The sequence below is a fragment of the Microbacterium sp. G2-16M genome, assembly GCF_055809115.1.
The window spans coordinates 632,513-651,349 of record NZ_CM147897.1 but is presented as its reverse complement, the minus strand read 5'-3'; the positions used below and the strand labels follow the sequence as shown (position 1 = coordinate 651,349).

Genomic DNA, 18,837 nt, shown 5'->3' with positions numbered 1-18,837 from the left:
GCGATGGACGGGATGCTGCAGCCCGCCGACGAGCCGCACACGATCGGCCGGTGGCTGGACGACCGCGCCGACGCGACGCCGGCGGCGATCGCGATCGATGACCGCGGCGTGACGATCACGTACGGGCGACTGCAGCAGCGCGTGGCGGCACTGGCCGAGCGGCTGCGGGAGGCCGGGTATCGCCCGGGCGATCGCATCGCGACGGTCTCGGGCAACTCGATCGACCACGTCGTCGCGTTCTTCGCGTGCGCGCAGACCGGCATCGCGTTCATTCCGCTGTCGTGGCGCCTCACCGCCGGCGAACTGGCCCCCGTGCTGGATCGGGCGGCGCCCCACCTGCTGCTGATCGAAGAGGACTACGCGGGACTGGCCGCAGACGCACGCGACCGGATGCGGCGACCCGCGCCGGTCGCGATGCTCGGGGTTACCGGGGTCGAGACCCGCACGCCCGCGCGACTGCCGCGGTTCGGCCCGCCCGCCGCACGCCTGCACGTGCGCGACGACGACGTCGCGCTCGTGATCTTCACCTCCGGCAGCGAGGGCATGCCCAAGGGGGTGATGCTCACCCACGCGAACTGCTTCTGGAACAATCTGGCGCTGTCGGGAGTGCTGCAGCTGACGGCGCAGGACGTGGTCCTCGGGATGCTGCCGCAATTCCATGTCGCCGCCTGGAACGTGCAGCCGCTGCTGGCCTGGTGGACCGGCGCCACCGTCGTGCTGGAGCGCTCATTCCAGCCCGATCGGGTGCTGCACCTGATCGAGGACCGCCGGATCACGGCCCTGATGGGCGTGCCCACCCAGTACCGGCTGCTCGCCGACGACCCGCGGTTCGCCTCCAGCGACCTGTCGAGCCTGCGGATCGCGCAGGTCGGCGGCGCGATGATGGCCCCCGACCTGTTCGACGCCTGGGCCGGACGCGGCGTCGAGCTGCTGCAGGGGTACGGAATGACCGAGGCCGCGCCCAACGTGCTCACCGTCGCGCCCGGCGGGGGCGGCGTGGGCACCGTGGGACGGCCCTATCCGCACGTGGACGTGCAGCTGCGAGACGTGGAGAGCGGGCTCGTCCTGGATGGCGAGGCGACGGGCGAGCTGTGGGTGCACGGCCCGAGCGTGTTCGCCGGCTACCTCGGTGATCAGGCGGCCACATCCCGGGCGCTGCGGGCCGGGTGGCTGCGCAGCGGCGACCTGGTGCATCGCGATGCCGACGGCGCCTATCGCGTGATCGACAGACTGAAGGACATCTACATCTCCGGCGGCGAGAACATCGCACCCGCCGAGGTGGAGCGCGCGCTGTGCACGCATCCGCTCGTGGCCGCCGCGTCGGTCGTGGGCGTGCCCGACCGGGTGTGGGGCGAGCGCGGCGTCGCCTTCGTCGAACTGGTCGACGGCGCGCAGTGCGCGTCCGATGAGCTGTTCGCCCATGCCCGCGCGCGGCTGGCCGCCTTCAAGGTGCCGGTCCGGATCGAGATCGTCGAGGCGCTGCCGCGCTCGGCGATCGACAAGCTCGCCCGGTCGCGGCTGCGCGAACGCGCGCTCGACCTGGTGGCGGAGGGAGCCCCATGACCATGAACGACGAGCAGGTCCTGCCGGTGGAGAACGTCTCGCCGGCCACCGGCCGACCGCTGACCAAGCGCGGCGAGGCCACCCGCCGCCGGCTGCTGGAGGCCGCGGAGGAGGTGTTCGCCGCGCAGGGGTACCACGAGGCATCCATCGTCAAGATCACCGAGCGCGCCGGCATCGGCCTCGGGACCTTCTACCTCTACTTCGACAGCAAGAAGAAGATCTTCGAGGACCTGGTGGTCGACCTGAACCAGCGTGTGCGTCACTCGATGGCACAGGCCATGGCGGATGCCGGGAGCCGCCTGGACGCGGAGCGGGCCGGCTTCGCCGGGTTCTTCCGCTTCACCGCCGCCCACCCGGCCCTCTACCGGATCGTGCGGGAGGCCGAGTTCGTCTCACCCGAGATGCTGCGGCTGCACTACACCCGCATCGTCGAAGGGTACGAGCAGGGCCTGCGTCGTGCGCAGGAGGTGGGCGACATCGATCCCGCCCTGGACCCGGGCGTCAGCGCCTGGGCGCTGATGGGCATGGGCGAGCTGATCGGCATGCGCTTCCTGCTGTGGGAGCGCGACGCCGACGGACACGGACCGGATCAGCTGCCGGACGACGTCTTCGAGGACATGATGCGATTCATCCACAACGCGCTCGCACCCCGCAGCGCCCGGACAGAAGGGGACACGCCATGACCCAGCACGATCTGAAGGATCGGCGCGCGATCGTCACCGGCGGCGCCGGCGGCATCGGCCTGGCCTGCGCGCGGCAACTGGCCGCGCGGGGCGCCCACGTCGTGGTCGCCGACCTCGATGCCGACGCGGCGCAGGCCGCGGCATCCGAGATCGGCGGCGAGGCGTGGGCCGTCGACCTGTCCGACACGCGCGCGCTGGACGAGATCTCGCTGGACGCCGACATCCTCGTGAACAACGCGGGCATCCAGCGGGTGGCGCCGATCGCCGACTTCGACCCCGACACCTTCCGACTGATCCAGCGGCTCATGCTCGAGTCGCCGTTCCTGCTGATCCGCGCGGTGCTGCCGGGCATGTACGCGCGCGGCTGGGGGCGCATCGTCAACATCTCCAGCGCGCACGGACTGCGCGCCAGCCCGTTCAAGGTCGCCTACGTCACCGCCAAGCACGGTCTGGAGGGGCTGTCGAAGGTCACCGCGCTGGAGGGCGCCGAGCACGGCGTGACCAGCAACTGCGTGAACCCGTCGTACGTGCGCACCGCACTGGTGCAGAAGCAGATCTCCGACCAGGCGCGCACCCACGGCATCCCGGAATCCGAGGTGGTGGAGAAGATCATGCTCACCGAGACGGCCGTCAAACGGCTGGTCGAGCCGGAAGAGGTCGCATCCCTGGTCGGCTGGCTGGTCGGCGACACCGCCGGCATGGTCACCGGCGCCTCGTACACCATCGACGGCGGATGGACCGCCCGGTGAGCGTCCGCACCCGCACCACGATCGACGTTCCCGTCGACGGGGGGATGCTGCGCGTCGGCATCTGGGAGGCCGACGCCCCGGACGCGCCCACCGCTCTGCTGGTGCACGGGGTGACCGCCTCGCATCTGGCCTGGCCGTTCGTGGCCGACCGGCTGCCCGGCGTGCGGCTGATCGCCCCCGATCTTCGCGGTCGCGGCCGCAGCAGCACGGTGCAGGGGCCGGCCGGGATGGCGGCCCACGCCGCCGATCTGGCTGCGGTGCTGGATCACCTCGGCATCGCGCGCACGGTCGTGGTCGGGCACTCGATGGGCGCCTTCGTGGCCGTGGTGTTCGCCCACCTGCACCCCGACCGGGTCGCCGAGCTCGTGCTCATCGACGGCGGAATGCCGCTGGACGTGCCGGCGGGTCTGGACCCGCAGGCGCTCGTGGCACACATCCTCGGTCCGACCGCGGCCCGGCTGGACATGACGTTCGCCTCGACGGCGGAGTACCTCGACTTCTGGCGGGCGCATCCGGCGTTCGCCGAGGACTGGACGGCGGAGCTCGAACAGTATCTGGCCTACGATCTGGTCGACAACGGGCACGGGTCGCTCTCGCCCGCCACCGCCTATCGCACGGTCGTGGACGACACCGTCGACATGAACACCGGCACCGCGCTGCCGGCCGCCCTCGCCGCACCCGGCCCGCCGACACGGCTGGTGACCGTGCCCCGCGGGCTGCAGAACGAGCCGCCGGGACTGTACAGCCCCGCACATCTGGAGCAGGTGCTGGCCGCGCATCCGGGAGTGGCCCACACGCGGCGCGAGGAGTTCAACCACTACACGGTCGTGATGTCGCCGGCCGGCGCGGATGCGGTCGCCCCGCTGATCGCCGACGCGATCGAGGACGCCGCGGGCCGATGACGGTCAGCGCCGCGCCGAGGCGATCCGGGAGGTGAGCTGGTGCGCGTGGGCGAGCAGTGTGCGGCCGAGCTCGGGCAGGCGGTCCGGGCCGAACCGGAACTGCACCCCGGTCAGGCTCAGCGCCCACTGCGGCGCGCCCTCGCGGGAGAACACCGCCGCCCCGATGCCGTAGCTGCCCTCGACGATCAGGCCCGGGTTGACCGAATAGCCTCGCTCCTGGGTCTCGCCCAGCCGGCGGCGCAGCCGCTTCTCGCCGTGCGCGGCGCCCCACCGCTGCGCCAGCTCGGGATGCCGCTCGAAGTACGCGTCCACATCGTGGGGCGGCAGGAACGACAGGATCGCCAGCCCCGCCGACGCGACGCCCAACGGGAAGCGCACGCCCTCGCTCAGGACGAACGAGCGGATCGGGAAGCTGCCCTCCTCGTTGACCAGGCAGACGGTCTCGTCACCGCGCCGCGCCGAGAGGAACGCACTCTCCTCGGTGCGCACGGCCAGCGAACGGACGATGTCCCGCCCGATCTCGGTGATGTCATAGCGGGCGGCGGCGACGCTGCCCATCAGATACAGCTCGGGCCCCGGCATCCACATGCCGGTCCGCTCGTCCTGGTCGACCAGCCCCTCGCGTCGCAGCGCCGTGAGGAGGCGGTGCGTGGTCGGGCGCGTGAGCTCGGCGCGGCGGGCGAGCTCGCTCACGGTCACGCCGTGGGCGGCCGATGCCGTCACCAGACGCAGCAGCGATGCGGCGCGGGCGATGGCCTGCGCGCCGGGAACGGTCGTCCGGGTGTCCACGATATGAACACTAGAGGCCGGGCTATCCACATCGCAAACGCGGGGATGCGCGCGCGCCGGACGAGGACGAACATGGAGAGCGGGCGCGGTGCCGACGGCGGCATCGCAGGACGAAGGAGGTCCGTGTGATCGACAAGCAGGTGGCCGACGCCGCGCACGCGGTGGCAGACATCCCGGACTCGGCGACGATCGCCGTCGGCGGTTTCGGGCTCAGCGGCAATCCGATGACCCTGATCGAGGCGCTGCTCGCGCAGGGCACCCGCGACCTGTCGATCGTCTCGAACAACTGCGGGGTGGATGACTGGGGTCTGGGAATCCTGTTGAACGCACGGCGCATCCGGAAGATGACCTCGTCGTACGTCGGTGAGAACAAGGAGTTCGAGCGGCAGTTCCTGGAGGGCGACCTCGAGCTCGAGCTCACCCCGCAGGGCACGCTCGCCGAGAAGCTGCGGGCCGGCGGTGCCGGGATCGCCGCCTTCTACACGCCCACCGGCGTCGGCACCCAGGTCGCCGAGGGCGGGCTCCCGCGGCGCTACGACGGCCATGGCGGCATCGCCGTGGCATCCCCGGTGAAGGAGACCCGGACGTTCACCGTCGGCGGGCGTGCGCGCGAGTTCGTGCTCGAGGACGCCATCGTCGCCGACTATGCGCTCGTGCACGCCGCGCGCGGCGATCGGCACGGCAACCTCGTGTTCAACAAGGCCGCGCGCAACTTCAACCCGCTCGCGGCGATGTCCGGCCGCATCTGCATCGCGCAGGTCGAAGAGCTCGTCGAGCCCGGTGAGCTGGACGCCGATGCCGTCCACCTGCCCGGCATCTACGTCCACCGCATCGTGGAGGTCGGACCCGACATCGAGAAGCGGATCGAGCGGCGCACCGTCGCCGCACCCGCGGAAGGAGCATGACATGGCACTGACCCGACAGCAGATGGCGGCCCGCGCCGCGGCGGAGCTGCCCGACGGCGCGTACGTGAACCTCGGAATCGGGCTGCCCACCCTCGTGCCCAACTACGTCCCCGCGGGCGTCACGCTCGTGCTCCAGTCCGAGAACGGCATCCTCGGCGTCGGACCGTACCCGACCGAGGAGGACGTCGACCCCGACCTGATCAACGCCGGGAAGGAGACCGTGACGCTCCTGCCCGGTGCGTCCTTCTTCGATTCGGCCACCAGCTTCGGGATGATCCGCGGCGGCAAGATCGACACGGCCATCCTCGGGGCGATGCAGGTGTCGCGCCGCGGCGACCTGGCCAACTGGATGATCCCCGGCAAGATGGTCAAGGGCCCCGGCGGGGCCATGGACCTGGTGCACGGCGCCGGCACGCTGATCGTGCTGATGGAGCACGTCGCCAAGGACGGCTCGCCCAAGATCGTCGACGAATGCTCGCTGCCCCTGACCGGCAAACGGGTCGTGGACCGCATCATCACCGATCTCGCCGTCATCGACGTCACCGATTCCGGCCTCGTCCTGGTCGAGACCGCGCCCGGGGTGAGCGTGGAAGATGTGATCGCCGCCACCGAACCGGAGCTCACCGTCTCGGCCGACCTTACAGTGAGGGCATGAACATGGACGACGTCGTCATCGTCGCCGCGGCGCGCACGCCGCAGGGGCGTCTGAAGGGCCAGCTGGCACCGCTGACCGCCGTGCAGCTGGGCAGCGCCGCGATCGCGGGGGCGCTGCAGAAGGGCGGCATCCCGGCCACGGCCGTGGACGCGGTGCTGGTCGGCCAGGTGCTGGCTGCCGGATCCGGGCAGAATCCCGCCCGGCAGGCGGCGGTCGGCGCCGGCATCGGCTGGGATGTGCACGCCGGATCGGTGAACAAGGTCTGCCTGTCCGGGCTGACCGCGATCATCGACGGGGCGCGGATGCTGCGGGTGGGCGATGCGACCGTGGTCGTGGCCGCCGGCATGGAGTCGATGACCCGCGCGCCGCACCTGCTGATGGGGTCGCGCGAAGGCTACGCCTACGGCACGATCGAGGTGCTCGACCACATGGCGTACGACGGGCTCACGGACGCGTACGACGAGGAGAGCATGGGCGCCTCGACCGAGCGGCTGAACGACAAGTACGAGGTCACCCGCGCGCAGCAGGATGCGGTCGCGGCCCGCTCGCACCAGCGCGCGGCCGCCGCATGGGGTGCCGGGGTCTTCGCCGATGAGATCGTCGAGGTGACCGTCCCCGGGCGGCGCGGAGCGACCACGACCGCGACGCAGGACGAGGGCATCCGGCCCGAGACCACGGTGGAGTCGCTGGCGTCGCTGCGCCCGGCCTTCGCCGAGGGCGGGTCGATCACCGCGGGCAACTCGTCGCAGATCTCCGACGGCGCCTCGGCGGTCGTGCTGACGACCCGCTCGCACGCGGACGCGAACGGCTGGCCGGTGCTGGCGGTCGTGGGCGCCAGCGGCCAGGTCGCCGGACCGGACAACTCGCTGCACGCCCAGCCGGCCCGGGCCATCCAGAAGGCGGTGGACAAGCAGGGCATCGCGGTGTCCGACCTGGACGTGGTCGAGATCAACGAGGCGTTCGGCGCGGTCGTGGCGCGGTCCCAGCGCGAGCTCGGCCTCTCGGATGACATCGTCAACATCCACGGCGGCGGCATCGCCATCGGCCACCCGATCGGCGCCAGCGGCAACCGGCTGGTGGTGCACATGGTGCACGAACTGGTGCGCCGCGGCAGCGGGACCGCCGCGGTGGCCCTGTGCGGCGGCGGCGGTCAGGGCGACGCGCTGATCCTCACCCGCTGACGCCCGGCTCAGCGCTCGAGGTGTTCCTTCAGATACTTCTTCTCGTGCCCTGAGACGGGGGAGTCGGGCGGCACCAGATGTCCGGTGCCGGCGCGACGGATGTCCACGATCGATCCGATCGCCAGCGCCACGGTGATCCCCCAGCTGAGCCAGGCCAGGGCGGTGCGCCAGGTGAAGGGCTCGTGCTCACGCAGTGCTCGCAGCAGCGTCATGCCGCTGGTCACGGCCGCGATGATCCCTGTGCCGAAGACGTACTTGCGCATCCCTCCACGCTAGCGCGCGATCCGCGCCGCGTCTTCCCCGGGCGCACGCGCGTCGGCGCTGTTAGCCTGGGAGCGCAGTCGCGATCCGAAAGCAGGGGCTGACATGACGCAAGCCGAACTCGTCGTCGTCGCCAATCGTCTTCCCGTCGATCGCGACGAGGCCGGCGGCTGGCGGCCCTCTCCCGGCGGCCTGGTGACGGCGCTCGAGCCGGTGATGCGGCGCGTGGACGGCGCGTGGGTCGGCTGGCCGGGACAGGCCGGGCTGAAGGCCGACGAGTTCGACTTCGACGGCATGCATCTGGTGCCGGTGACGCTGAGCGCCCAGGATGTCCAGCTGTACTACGAGGGCTTCGCCAACGACACCATCTGGCCCCTCTACCACGATGTGATCTCGCCGCCCCGCTATCGGCGGGAGTGGTGGAACGCCTACGTGGACGTGAACAGCCGGTTCGCCGACGCGGCGGCGGCGGTCGCCGCGCAGAACGCGACGGTGTGGGTGCAGGACTACCAGCTGCAGCTCGTGCCGCAGATGATCCGAGAGCGCCGGCCCGACCTGACGATCGGCTACTTCCATCACATTCCGTTTCCGGCATACGGACTGTTCTCGCAGCTTCCGTGGCGGCGCCAGGTGGTCGAAGGCCTGCTCGGGGCCGATGTGATCGGATTCCAGCGGACGGCCGACGCCAGCAACTTCGCCCGGGCCGTGCATCGCCAGCTGCGCTACGAGACCCGGGCCTCCGGCATCCGGATCCCGCAGGAGGACGGGACGACGCGCATCGCCCTGGCGAAGGCTTTCCCGATCTCGATCGACTCGTCCACGTACATCGAGATGGCAGCCCGCCCCGACATCCAGGCCCGCGCCGTCCAGATCCGCGAGGAGCTGGGCAACCCGGAGAAGATCCTGCTGGGCGTGGATCGCCTCGACTACACCAAGGGGATCCGCCACCGGATGAAGGCGTTCGGCGAGCTGCTCAGCGCCGGGCGCCTGTCGGTGGAGCGCGCCACCCTCGTGCAGGTGGCCAGTCCCAGCCGCGAACGGGTGGCCGCCTACATGCAGCTGCGCGACGAGATCGAGCGGACCGTGGGGCGGATCACCGGCAGCTACGACACCATGGGGCACACCGCCATCCGCTACCTGCACCAGACCTTTCCGCGGGAGGAGATGGTGGCCCTGTTCCTGGCCGCCGACGTCATGCTGGTCACCGCGCTGCGCGACGGGATGAATCTGGTCGCCAAGGAGTACGTCGCCGCCCGCGCCGACAACCGCGGAGTGCTCGTGCTCAGCGAGTTCACCGGCGCCTCCGACGAGCTCAGCAGCGCGCTGCGCATCAACCCGCACGACATCGAGGGGCTCAAGGACTCGATCATGCAGGCGGTGGACATGCCGCGCGCCGAGCAGGGACGGCGGATGCGCAAGCTGCGTCGACGCGTCCTCGAGCACGACGTGAAGGCGTGGTCCCGTGACTTCCTCGCGGCGCTCGATCAGGCGCGGAAGGCGAACGACCGATGAGCGGGGATGCCGCAGAGCACGCGCTGCAGCGGCTGGCGGCCGCACCCCGGCTGCTGATCGCCCTCGACTTCGACGGCACTCTCTCGCCGCTGGAGGACGATCCGATGGCGGCCCGGATGCTGCCCGAGGCGCGTCAGGCGCTGCAGGCCCTGGTCGCTCTGGCCGACACCTGGGTCGCCCTGGTGTCGGGGCGCAGCCTGTCGGATCTGCGCGTCATCGCCGAGCATCGGGATGACGCGGCCATCCTGCTGGCCGGCTCGCACGGGGCGGAGTACTGGACGCCGGCCGACGGCCTGCTCGAGCCGACCGAATCGGCCGAGGACATCGTGCTCCGCGACCGGCTGCGCGCGGCCGCGGAGGAGGCCGTGCGCCACCTGGCCGGGGTCGTCGTCGAGCCGAAGACCTTCGGCTTCGGGGTGCACAGCCGCACGGCGGCACCGGACGACGCGCGCACCGCGAACGACGCCGTCGACGCCATCGTGGCCGCCGGTGCCCCGCACTGGCGCCGGCGGACCGGGCACAACATCGTGGAGTACGCGTTCCGGCACGAGGGCAAGGACACCGCGGTCGCCCACCTGCGCGAGCTCACGGGCGCCGACACGGCACTGTTCGCCGGCGACGACGTCACCGACGAGGATGCGCTGGGCAGCCTCGGCCCCGACGACGTGGGCGTGCACATCGGCACCGGTCAGGCCACGGCCGCGTCGGTCGTGCTGCCCGACATCCCCGCGTTCGCGGCCTTCCTGTCCGAGCTCGCGCGGCGACGCGGTTCCCGCCCGGAATAGACTGCGACCATGTCTGCCGCCGAGAACCCGATCGACATCAAACCCCGCAGTCGCGTCGTCACCGACGGGATCGAAGCCACCACCTCCCGCGGCATGCTCCGCGGCGTCGGGATGGGGGACGAGGACTGGGACAAGCCGCAGATCGGGATCGCCTCCAGCTGGAACGAGATCACCCCGTGCAACCTGAGCCTGGACCGGCTGGCCCAGGGCGCCAAAGAGGGGGTGCACGCCGGCGGCGGCTACCCGCTCCAGTTCGGCACCATCTCGGTGTCGGACGGCATCTCGATGGGCCACGAGGGCATGCACTTCTCCCTCGTCTCGCGCGAGGTCATCGCCGACTCGGTCGAGACGGTCGTGATGGCGGAGCGGCTGGACGGCACCGTCCTGCTGGCCGGGTGCGACAAGTCCATCCCCGGGATGCTGATGGCCTCGGCGCGGCTGGATCTGTCCAGCGTCTTCCTCTACGCCGGCTCGATCGCCCCGGGATGGGTCAAGCTCTCCGACGGAACCGAGAAGGAGATCACGATCATCGACTCGTTCGAGGGCGTGGGCGCGTGCCTGTCCGGCCGGATGAGCGAAGCCGATCTGAAGCGGATCGAGTGCTCGTTCGCTCCCGGCGAGGGCGCGTGCGGCGGCATGTACACCGCGAACACCATGGCCTCGGTCGCCGAGGCGCTGGGGCTCAGCCTGCCGGGGTCGGCAGCCCCGCCGTCGGCCGACCGACGCCGGGACGCGTTCGCCCATCGATCCGGCGAGGCGGTCGTGAACCTGCTGCGTCAGGGGATCACCACCCGCGACATCCTCACGATCGAGGCGTTCGAGAACGCCATCGCGCTGGCCATGGCGCTGGGCGGCTCGACGAACGTGGTGCTGCACCTGCTGGCGATCGCCCACGAGGCCGGGGTCGAGCTGAGCCTGCACGATTTCAACCGGATCGGCGACAAGGTGCCGCACGTGGCCGACATGAAGCCGTACGGACAGTTCGTGATGAACGACGTCGACCGTCACGGCGGCATCCCCGTGATCATGAAGGCCATGCTCGACGAGGGGCTGCTGCACGGCGACGCGCTGACCGTCACCGGAAAGACGCTCGCCGAGAACCTGCGCGCACTGAACCCGGACCCGGTCGACGGGACCGTCATCCACTCCTTCGACGACCCCATCCACGCCACCGGGGGACTGACCATCCTGCACGGCTCGCTCGCACCCGACGGCGCCGTCGTCAAGACCGCCGGATTCGACGCCGCCGTGTTCGAGGGACCGGCGCGCGTGTTCGAGCGCGAGCGCCAGGCCATGGACGCGCTGGAAGCCGGGCGGATCGCCCCCGGGGACGTGGTCGTGATCCGGTACGAAGGGCCCAAGGGCGGCCCGGGGATGCGCGAGATGCTGGCGATCACCGCGGCCATCAAGGGCGCGGGCCTCGGCCGGGATGTACTACTCTTGACGGACGGTCGATTCTCCGGCGGCACAACCGGCCTGTGCATCGGCCATATAGCACCTGAGGCAGTGGACGCTGGTCCCGTGGCCCTGGTGCGCGATGGTGATCTGATACGGGTCGATATCGCGGCTCGCACTCTCGACCTACTCGTCGATGAGCCCGAGTTGAGCTCCCGCAAGGTGGGATGGGAGCCACTGGAACCGCGCTATACCCGAGGTGTCCTGGCCAAGTACTCCAAGCTCGTGCACTCTGCCGCGCAGGGCGCCGTCACGGGGTGACGGCCGTTTCGATCCCCTGCAGCCCGATCAATCGAGGAATCATCACCATGCCCGCAGACACTGCTGCGGCCGTGCCCCGGCCGCCCGCCCGCACCGCATCCGCCCCCGTGCTCACCGGGGCGGCAGCCGTCGTGCGCTCACTCGAACTGCTCGGCGTCACGGACGTGTTCGGCCTGCCCGGGGGAGCGATCCTCCCGGTGTACGACCCGCTGATGGACACGTCCGAGATCCGCCACATCCTGGTCCGCCACGAGCAGGGCGCCGGCCACGCGGCCGAAGGGTACGCGTCGGCGTCGGGCAAGGTGGGCGTCGCCATCGCGACCTCCGGCCCCGGCGCGACCAACCTGGTCACCGCCATCGCCGACGCCTACATGGACTCGGTGCCGATGCTGGCCATCACCGGCCAGGTGTTCAGCACCCTGATGGGCACCGACGCGTTCCAGGAGGCCGACATCGTCGGCATCACCATGCCGGTGACCAAGCACTCGTTCCTGGTCAAGCGCGCCGAGGACATCCCCGGTGCCCTGGCCGCGGCCTACGAGATCGCCTCGACCGGCCGGCCCGGACCGGTGCTCGTGGACATCACCAAGGACGCCCAGCAGGCCGAGGCGCCGTTCATCTGGCCGCCGAAGGTCGACCTGCCCGGCTACCGTCCGGTCACCAAGGCGCACGGCAAGCAGATCCAGGCCGCCGCACGGCTGCTGGCCGAGTCGCGCAAGCCCGTGCTGTACGTGGGCGGCGGCGTGATCCGCGCCGGCGCAGCCGACGAGCTGCGCACGCTCGCCGAGTCCACCGGCGCGCCGGTCGTGACCACGCTGATGGCACGCGGCGCCTTCCCGGATTCGCACCGGCAGCACCTGGGCATGCCGGGCATGCACGGGACCGTGCCGGCGGTGCTCGCCCTGCAGGAGTCCGACCTGATCCTCGCGCTGGGGGCGCGGTTCGATGACCGCGTGACCGGCAAGGCCGCGCTGTTCGCGCCGAACGCCAAGGTCGTCCACGTCGACATCGACCCCGCGGAGATCTCGAAGATCCGCATCGCCGACGTGCCGATCGTGGGCGATCTGAAGGACGTGCTGGTCGATCTGGAGGTCGCCTTCCGCGGGGCCGCGGCATCCGAGGGCCCGGACATCGAGGAGTGGTGGTCCTACCTGGACGGACTGCTCGAGGAGTTCCCGCTCGGGTTCGCCCCGACCAGCGACGGGCTGCTCTCGCCCCAGCACGTGATCCAGCGGATCGGCGAGCTGACCGGGCCCGAGGCCGTGTATGCGGCGGGAGTCGGCCAGCACCAGATGTGGGCGGCCCAGTTCATCAAGTACGAGCGGCCGAACTCCTGGCTGAATTCGGGCGGCGCCGGCACGATGGGCTACTCGGTCCCCGCCGCCATGGGGGCCAAGGTCGCCGAGCCGGATCGCGTGGTCTGGGCGATCGACGGCGACGGCTGCTTCCAGATGACGAATCAGGAGCTGGCCACCTGCACGATCAACGACATCCCGATCAAGGTCGCGATCATCAACAACTCGTCGCTGGGCATGGTGCGCCAGTGGCAGACCCTGTTCTACGACGGGCGCCACTCGAACACCGACCTGAACACGGGCCACGGCACAGTGCGCATCCCCGACTTCGTGAAGCTGGCCGAGGCATACGGCGCGCTGGCGATCCGCGTGGAGAGGCCCGAGGACGTGGATGCCGCGATCACGAAGGCGCTGGAGACCAACGACCGCCCGGTGGTGATCGACTTCGTCGTCAGCGCCGACGCCATGGTCTGGCCGATGGTGCCGCAGGGCGTCAGCAACAGCTACATCCAATACGCGCTCGAGCACGCGCCGGCGTTCGACCAGGAAGACTGAGGGGGAGCGACATGCCCAATCACGTGCTGAGCCTCCTGGTGGAGGACAAGCCGGGTCTGCTGACCCGCGTCGCCGGGCTCTTCGCCCGCCGCGGCTTCAACATCGCCTCGCTCGCCGTGGGCGTCACCGAGGTGCGTGGACTGAGCCGCATCACCGTCGTGGTCGACGTGGAGGAGCAGCCGCTGGAGCAGGTGACCAAGCAGCTGAACAAGCTGGTGAACGTCATCAAGATCGTCGAGCTCGAGCCGCAGGCGTCCGTCCAGCGCGAGCACGTGCTGATCAAGGTGCGCGCCGACAACGCGAACCGGTCGAACGTGCTCGAGGTGGTGAACCTGTTCCGCGCCTCGGTGGTCGACTACGCGCCCGACGCGCTCGTGGTCGAGGTCACCGGCGACCAGGGCAAGATCGAGGCCTTCCTGCACGCGCTGGAGCCGTTCGGCATCAAGGAGCTGGCCCAGTCCGGGCTGCTGGCGATCGGCCGCGGCGGCAAGAGCATCACCGAACGCGTCCTGCGCGGCTGAGACATCCATCCCATTACGAAGGAGAAACACCAAGTGAGCACCGAGATCTTCCACGACGCCGACGCCGACCTGTCCATCATCCAGGGCAAGAAGGTCGCGATCGTCGGCTATGGCTCCCAGGGCCACGCGCACGCGCTGAACCTGCGCGATTCGGGCGTCCAGGTCGTCATCGCCCTCAAGGAGGGGTCGAAGTCGATCCAGAAGGCCGAGGAGGCCGGGTTCGAGGTCAAGACGGTCGCCGACGCGACCGACTGGGCCGACGTGATCGTCATCCTGGCGCCGGACCAGCACCAGCGCGGCATCTTCGCCGACTCGATCAAGGACCACCTGACCGAGGGCAAGACCCTGCTCTTCGCGCACGGCTTCAACATCCGCTTCGGGTACATCCAGGCCCCCGAGGGCGTGGACGTCGTCATGGTCGCGCCCAAGGGCCCCGGCCACACCGTGCGTCGCGAATACGAGGCCGGCCGCGGCGTGCCGGTCATCGCCGCGGTCGAGAAGGACGCGTCCGGGCACGCCTGGGACACCACCTGGTCGTACGCCAAGGCGATCGGCGGCCTGCGCGCCGGCGGCATCAAGACGACGTTCACCGAAGAGACCGAGACCGACCTGTTCGGCGAGCAGGCCGTGCTGTGCGGCGGCGTGTCGCAGCTGATCCAGTACGGCTTCGAGACGCTGGTCGAGGCCGGGTACCAGCCGCAGATCGCCTACTTCGAGGTGCTGCACGAGATGAAGCTGATCGTCGACCTGATCTGGGAGGGCGGCATCGCCAAGCAGCGCTGGAGCGTGTCCGACACCGCCGAGTACGGCGACTACGTGTCCGGCCCGCGCGTGATCGACCCGCACGTGAAGGAGAACATGCAGGCGGTCCTGGGCGACATCCAGTCCGGCGCGTTCGCTGAGCGGTTCATCGCGGACCAGGATGCCGGGGCCCCCGAGTTCCTCGAGCTGCGCAAGAAGGGCGAGTCGCACCCGATCGAGGCCACCGGCCGCGAGCTGCGGGCGCTGTTCGCCTGGAAGCAGCAGGACGAGGACTACGTGGACGGCTCCGCCGCGCGCTGAGTCATCGCCGCCGACGGGCCGGGGGAGCGATCCCCCGGCCCGTCGTTTATGCGGGCGTGTCCTAGACTGGCGCACATGGCGACCGGTCCGGATCATCTCGACGATGACGAGGCTCTCCGGTGGGACGGCGACGAGTCATCGCGCCCGGTGCTGCCGCCCGGGTGGAAGGCCAAGGGCAGGGGAGCGGACGCGGTCGGCACCCCCGACGACCCCGAGGCGACCACCGGCGTCTCGCATGCACTGGACGCCGCCGACGAGGCCGAGGCCGACGCTCCGCCGATGGGCAACGCCACCCTGATCGGGCTGGGCGTGCTCGGCGGCGTGTACGCGCTGTACGTCGTCGGCTGGATCATCGGCGGCCTGCGGCTGCAGGGCACGTCGCAGTCGCTGCTGGCCGACGCGATGTTCCAGGGCAGCCGGTGGCTGGCGGTGCTGGCGCCGATCATCTGGTTCGCCACGGTCTTCGCCCTCACCCGCGCCCGCGCGACCTGGCTGCGGTTCGCGTGGCTGGCCGCGGGCGCCGTGCTGCTGGTGCCGTGGCCGTTCATCATGACCGGGATGGTGGGGCGATGACCGACGCGACCTCCGCGGCACCGGCATCCGGCCGTCGCACGCCGGTGTGGCTGCTGGGCACCATCGTGGGCCTGTTCGGGCTGTTCTATGCGTATGCCGTGTGGAACGCGATCGGGAACCTCATCACCTCGGTGCAGTACTTCGCGGGCATCCATGTGCCGCTGAACGCCTTGGGGTGGTTCCTGTGGATCTTCGCGGCAGTGCTCCCCGTCATCGTGTTCGTCGCCGGTTTCCGGCTCGCCTTCCGGCGCGCGCCCGGCCCGGTCGTGCTGATCATGCTGAGCGGCCTCGCTCTGGTGGCCGTGTTCTGGCTGAACGTGGTCGCGTACTCGGTGCTGAACACGAACGCGCTGATCTCCTGAGGCGTCACACGGTCGGGGACGGTCAGCGGATGCCGGTAGGCTGGCAGCGTCTCGCCCCGAAGGCGTGCGGCGCGGCATCCCCACTCTCGAAGCCGTCGTGCGCTGTGCGCGCGGCCCACCGCCGAAGGGTCTGCTTGTGACCAAGCCCGTCGTCCTCATTGCCGAACAGCTCTCACCCGCGACCGTCGAGGCCCTCGGGCCCGACTTCGAGATCCGGGATGTGGACGGAGCGGATCGGGCGGCCCTGCTGCCGGCTCTCGCCGACGCCGAGGCGGTGCTGATCCGGTCGGCGACGAAGATGGATGCCGAGGCCATCGCCGCCGCGCCGAAGCTGCGGGTGATCGCCCGCGCCGGCGTGGGGCTGGACAACGTGGACATCAAGGCGGCGACCACCGCCGGCGTCATGGTCGTGAACGCCCCGACCTCGAACATCATCTCCGCCGCCGAGCTGACGATCGCGCACATGCTGAGCCTGGCCCGGCACATCCCGGCCGCGAACGACTCGCTGGCCCGGGGGGAGTGGAAGCGCAGCGCCTACACCGGCGTCGAGCTCTTCGAGAAGACGGTCGGCATCGTCGGCGTCGGACGGATCGGGAGCCTGATCACCGAGCGGCTGCGCGCCTTCGGCGTGCGGGTCGTCGGCTACGACCCGTATCTGACCCCCGCCCGCGCACAGCAGCTGCAGGTCGAGCTGCTGCCGCTGGACGAGGTGCTGCGCCAGAGCGACTTCGTCACGGTGCACATGCCCAAGACGCCCGAGACCACGGGCATGATCGGCGCCGAGCAGCTGGCGCTGATGAAGCCGACCGCCTACATCGTCAACGTCGCACGCGGCGGGCTGATCGACGAGGACGCGCTGCACGACGCCCTGGCCGGCGGCGTGATCGCGGGGGCAGCGCTGGATGTGTTCACCTCCGAGCCCCCCGCCGACGGCGGCTCGGCGCAGCGCCTGCTCGCCCTGCCCAACACGGTCGTCACCCCGCACCTGGGCGCCTCCACCGCCGAGGCGCAGGAGAAGGCCGGCGTCTCGGTGGCGCGGTCGGTCAAGCTGGCGCTGGAAGGCGACCTGGTCCCGGACGCGGTCAACGTCGCCGGCGGCGTGATCGACCCGTTCGTGCGTCCCGGCATCGCGCTGGTGGAGATGCTCGGGCAGTTCTTCACCGGTCTGTCGCAGAGCGCCCTGACCAGCCTGGACATCGAGGTGCGCGGCGAACTGGCGGCATACGACGTGAGCGTGTACCGGCTGGCGGCGCTGAAGGGGATCTTCACCAACATCGTCAGCGAGAACGTCTCGTACGTGAACGCGCCGCTGTTCGCCGAGCAGCGTGGGATCGAGACCCGGCTGATCGTCGAGGCCGACAGCCCGCTGTACCGGAACATCACGATCCTGCGCGGCTCGCTGTCCGACGGCAGCGTGCTCAGCGTCGCCGGGACGCTGGCCGGCACCCGCATGGTGCCGAAGATCGTCGGCATCGACGACTACGAGATCGAGGTCCCGATCGAGCAGCATCACCTCGTGATGCAGTACGCCGACCGGCCCGGGGTGGTCGCCATCTACGGCCGGCTGCTCGGCGACACCGGCATCAACATCGCCGGTCTCCAGGTCGCCCACCCGGACGCGCACGGGCGGGCGCTGTCGGTGCTGACCGTCGACTCCCCGGTGCCCGAGGAGATCACCGAGAAGATGCAGGACGCCGTCGGCGCCGACCTGCTGCGCCAGATCGAGATCGTCGGGGTCTGAAGGCCGGGTGCGCGTCGCTCAGATGGTGTCGTCCGGGGCAGAGGTCTCGTCGCGGCGCACCGTGTCGCCGCTGCGCGGGTCGACCGAGGTGTGCGAGGTCGCGATCGTGCGCCGCCGGCGCATGAGGAACACGAGCCCCACGATGAAGACGACGACCCCCGCGGCCATGAGGATGTAGCCGACCAGCGGAAGGTCCACCCACCCCACGTCGATGTGCAGGGCGAAGGCGAGGATCGCTCCGATGACGAAGAGGACGATGCCGAGTCCGATGCTCATGGTCGCTCCGTTCCGTGTGTCCTTGACCACGGCGTGATGGGTCGCGCCGCGGAGGGCCTCCATCATCCGACACGGCGCGGCGGGGCGCCAGGCCTTGCGGCGCCGGTCCGGCTGTGTTAGTCGCGCGGCGCGGTGACGTCGCGCACGAGAGCGGCCAGCGCGTCCAGTTCGGACGAGTCGGCGAGCGGGCCGGATGCCGTCGCGTCGAGCAGATTGTTGAAGTACAGGCCGTCCGAGACCAGCAGCACCAGGCGCAGCGCCGTCTCGTCGCGCACATGCGGACGTACGGCGTCCGCCCAGCGCTCCCGGATCTCGTGCAGGGCGGTGCCGGCGGCCGGACTCCCGCCCTGGGCGAGCCGCGACACGCCCAGCAGCGCGCGATCCAGCGCGGTGCCCTCCATCATCGACGTGCGCACATAGGCGGCCACGACGCCCTCGGGAGCGTTGCTGATCTCCTCGACATCCTGGTCGACGAGGACGCGGAGCCGCTCGATCAGCGCCGCCTCGAGCGCGTCCTTGGTGGCGAAGTGGTACAGCAGGCCGCCCTTGGAGACGCCCGCCGCGCGGGCCGTGGCATCCATCGTCGCCGCCCGCTCGCCGTCGTCCATGAGGATCTGCGCGAACGCGTCCAGGACGCTTTCGCGGGCATGCGGCGGACGACTCATGGGCTCGATCGTATCGGCGGGGGACGGGGATGCTGTTAGTATACCGGCTGGACGGTACAGTATCGTCCTGCCACCACCGAACGAGA

At 70.6% G+C, this 18,837-nt stretch carries 20 protein-coding genes; 16 read left to right on the top strand and 4 right to left on the bottom strand.

All coding sequences use genetic code 11. The features are described from left to right. The first annotated feature begins 3 nt into the window (after window positions 1-3). The 4 genes from AC0L6F_RS03210 to AC0L6F_RS03195 are packed head-to-tail and all read left to right on the top strand — an operon-like array spanning window position 4 to window position 3,897. A complete protein-coding gene (locus AC0L6F_RS03210; protein ID WP_473539938.1) occupies window positions 4-1,563 on the top strand; it encodes a class I adenylate-forming enzyme family protein in 1,560 nt (519 codons plus the stop codon). After that, window positions 1,560-2,246, top strand: a complete 687-nt coding sequence (locus AC0L6F_RS03205) for a TetR/AcrR family transcriptional regulator (RefSeq protein ID WP_259612075.1) — start codon at window positions 1,560-1,562, stop codon at window positions 2,244-2,246. Before AC0L6F_RS03210 ends, AC0L6F_RS03205 begins: the two co-directional genes overlap by 4 nt. Beyond that, on the top strand, window positions 2,243-2,995 hold the full coding sequence (locus AC0L6F_RS03200) for a 3-hydroxybutyrate dehydrogenase (protein WP_473539127.1): 753 nt from the start codon (window positions 2,243-2,245) through the stop codon (window positions 2,993-2,995). The genes AC0L6F_RS03205 and AC0L6F_RS03200 overlap by 4 nt, the downstream gene beginning before the upstream one ends. Continuing rightward, window positions 2,992-3,897 (top strand): alpha/beta fold hydrolase, encoded by a 906-nt coding sequence (locus tag AC0L6F_RS03195; RefSeq protein WP_473539126.1) that lies wholly within the window; start codon window positions 2,992-2,994, stop codon window positions 3,895-3,897. The genes AC0L6F_RS03200 and AC0L6F_RS03195 overlap by 4 nt, the downstream gene beginning before the upstream one ends. A 3-nt stretch (window positions 3,898-3,900) precedes the next feature. Here the strand turns inward: AC0L6F_RS03195 and AC0L6F_RS03190 are convergent, their stop codons facing one another. Then, window positions 3,901-4,686, bottom strand: a complete 786-nt coding sequence (locus AC0L6F_RS03190; RefSeq protein WP_274638165.1) for an IclR family transcriptional regulator — start codon at window positions 4,684-4,686, stop codon at window positions 3,901-3,903. 125 nt (window positions 4,687-4,811) lie between these two features. On the opposite strand from AC0L6F_RS03190, the gene AC0L6F_RS03185 reads away from it, so the two are divergent. Genes AC0L6F_RS03185 through AC0L6F_RS03175 form a run of 3 tightly spaced genes read left to right on the top strand, consistent with a single transcriptional unit; the run spans window position 4,812 to window position 7,427 of the window. Continuing rightward, window positions 4,812-5,591: a CoA transferase subunit A gene (locus tag AC0L6F_RS03185; protein ID WP_473539125.1), complete on the top strand. Its 780-nt coding sequence runs from the start codon at window positions 4,812-4,814 to the stop codon at window positions 5,589-5,591. A gap of 1 nt (window position 5,592) precedes the next feature. After that, window positions 5,593-6,246: a 3-oxoacid CoA-transferase subunit B gene (locus AC0L6F_RS03180; RefSeq protein ID WP_473539124.1), complete on the top strand. Its 654-nt coding sequence runs from the start codon at window positions 5,593-5,595 to the stop codon at window positions 6,244-6,246. Next, complete coding sequence (locus AC0L6F_RS03175; protein WP_473539123.1) at window positions 6,243-7,427, top strand: acetyl-CoA C-acetyltransferase; 1,185 nt, start codon at window positions 6,243-6,245, stop codon at window positions 7,425-7,427. The genes AC0L6F_RS03180 and AC0L6F_RS03175 overlap by 4 nt, the downstream gene beginning before the upstream one ends. A gap of 8 nt (window positions 7,428-7,435) precedes the next feature. On the opposite strand, the gene AC0L6F_RS03170 is transcribed toward AC0L6F_RS03175, so the two are convergent. After that, window positions 7,436-7,690, bottom strand: a complete 255-nt coding sequence (locus tag AC0L6F_RS03170; RefSeq protein ID WP_274638169.1) for a hypothetical protein — start codon at window positions 7,688-7,690, stop codon at window positions 7,436-7,438. A gap of 103 nt (window positions 7,691-7,793) precedes the next feature. On the opposite strand from AC0L6F_RS03170, the gene AC0L6F_RS03165 reads away from it, so the two are divergent. The 9 genes from AC0L6F_RS03165 to serA all read left to right on the top strand — a co-directional run bounded on the left by AC0L6F_RS03165 (window position 7,794) and on the right by serA (window position 17,810). After that, entirely contained in the window at window positions 7,794-9,200 is a 1,407-nt protein-coding gene (locus AC0L6F_RS03165; protein WP_473539122.1) for an alpha,alpha-trehalose-phosphate synthase (UDP-forming), read from the top strand. Beyond that, on the top strand, window positions 9,197-9,985 hold the full coding sequence (otsB, locus tag AC0L6F_RS03160; protein ID WP_473539121.1) for a trehalose-phosphatase: 789 nt from the start codon (window positions 9,197-9,199) through the stop codon (window positions 9,983-9,985). The genes AC0L6F_RS03165 and otsB overlap by 4 nt, the downstream gene beginning before the upstream one ends. A 9-nt stretch (window positions 9,986-9,994) precedes the next feature. After that, window positions 9,995-11,701 (top strand): dihydroxy-acid dehydratase, encoded by a 1,707-nt coding sequence (gene ilvD, locus AC0L6F_RS03155; RefSeq protein WP_274638172.1) that lies wholly within the window; start codon window positions 9,995-9,997, stop codon window positions 11,699-11,701. A 47-nt stretch (window positions 11,702-11,748) separates the two neighbouring features. After that, window positions 11,749-13,551, top strand: a complete 1,803-nt coding sequence (locus AC0L6F_RS03150; RefSeq protein ID WP_274638173.1) for an acetolactate synthase large subunit — start codon at window positions 11,749-11,751, stop codon at window positions 13,549-13,551. Between the two features lie 11 nt (window positions 13,552-13,562). Continuing rightward, window positions 13,563-14,072: an acetolactate synthase small subunit gene (gene ilvN, locus AC0L6F_RS03145; protein ID WP_259612068.1), complete on the top strand. Its 510-nt coding sequence runs from the start codon at window positions 13,563-13,565 to the stop codon at window positions 14,070-14,072. Between the two features lie 33 nt (window positions 14,073-14,105). Continuing rightward, entirely contained in the window at window positions 14,106-15,134 is a 1,029-nt protein-coding gene (gene ilvC / locus AC0L6F_RS03140) for a ketol-acid reductoisomerase (protein ID WP_274638174.1), read from the top strand. Window positions 15,135-15,209: 75 nt separating this feature from the next. Beyond that, entirely contained in the window at window positions 15,210-15,707 is a 498-nt protein-coding gene (locus AC0L6F_RS03135) for a DNA polymerase III subunit gamma/tau (RefSeq protein ID WP_473539120.1), read from the top strand. Continuing rightward, entirely contained in the window at window positions 15,704-16,069 is a 366-nt protein-coding gene (locus AC0L6F_RS03130) for a hypothetical protein (protein WP_259612066.1), read from the top strand. Before AC0L6F_RS03135 ends, AC0L6F_RS03130 begins: the two co-directional genes overlap by 4 nt. Window positions 16,070-16,205: 136 nt before the next feature. After that, window positions 16,206-17,810, top strand: coding sequence for a phosphoglycerate dehydrogenase (gene serA, locus AC0L6F_RS03125; RefSeq protein ID WP_473539118.1), 1,605 nt, complete (start codon window positions 16,206-16,208; stop codon window positions 17,808-17,810). A gap of 18 nt (window positions 17,811-17,828) precedes the next feature. Here the strand turns inward: serA and AC0L6F_RS03120 are convergent, their stop codons facing one another. Next, window positions 17,829-18,086 (bottom strand): LPXTG cell wall anchor domain-containing protein, encoded by a 258-nt coding sequence (locus tag AC0L6F_RS03120; protein ID WP_259612065.1) that lies wholly within the window; start codon window positions 18,084-18,086, stop codon window positions 17,829-17,831. A gap of 116 nt (window positions 18,087-18,202) precedes the next feature. Beyond that, the gene (locus AC0L6F_RS03115; protein ID WP_473539117.1) at window positions 18,203-18,751 is read right to left on the bottom strand and encodes a TetR/AcrR family transcriptional regulator; all 549 of its coding nucleotides are present in this window, start codon (window positions 18,749-18,751) and stop codon (window positions 18,203-18,205) included. Between the last annotated feature and the right edge of the window lie 86 nt (window positions 18,752-18,837).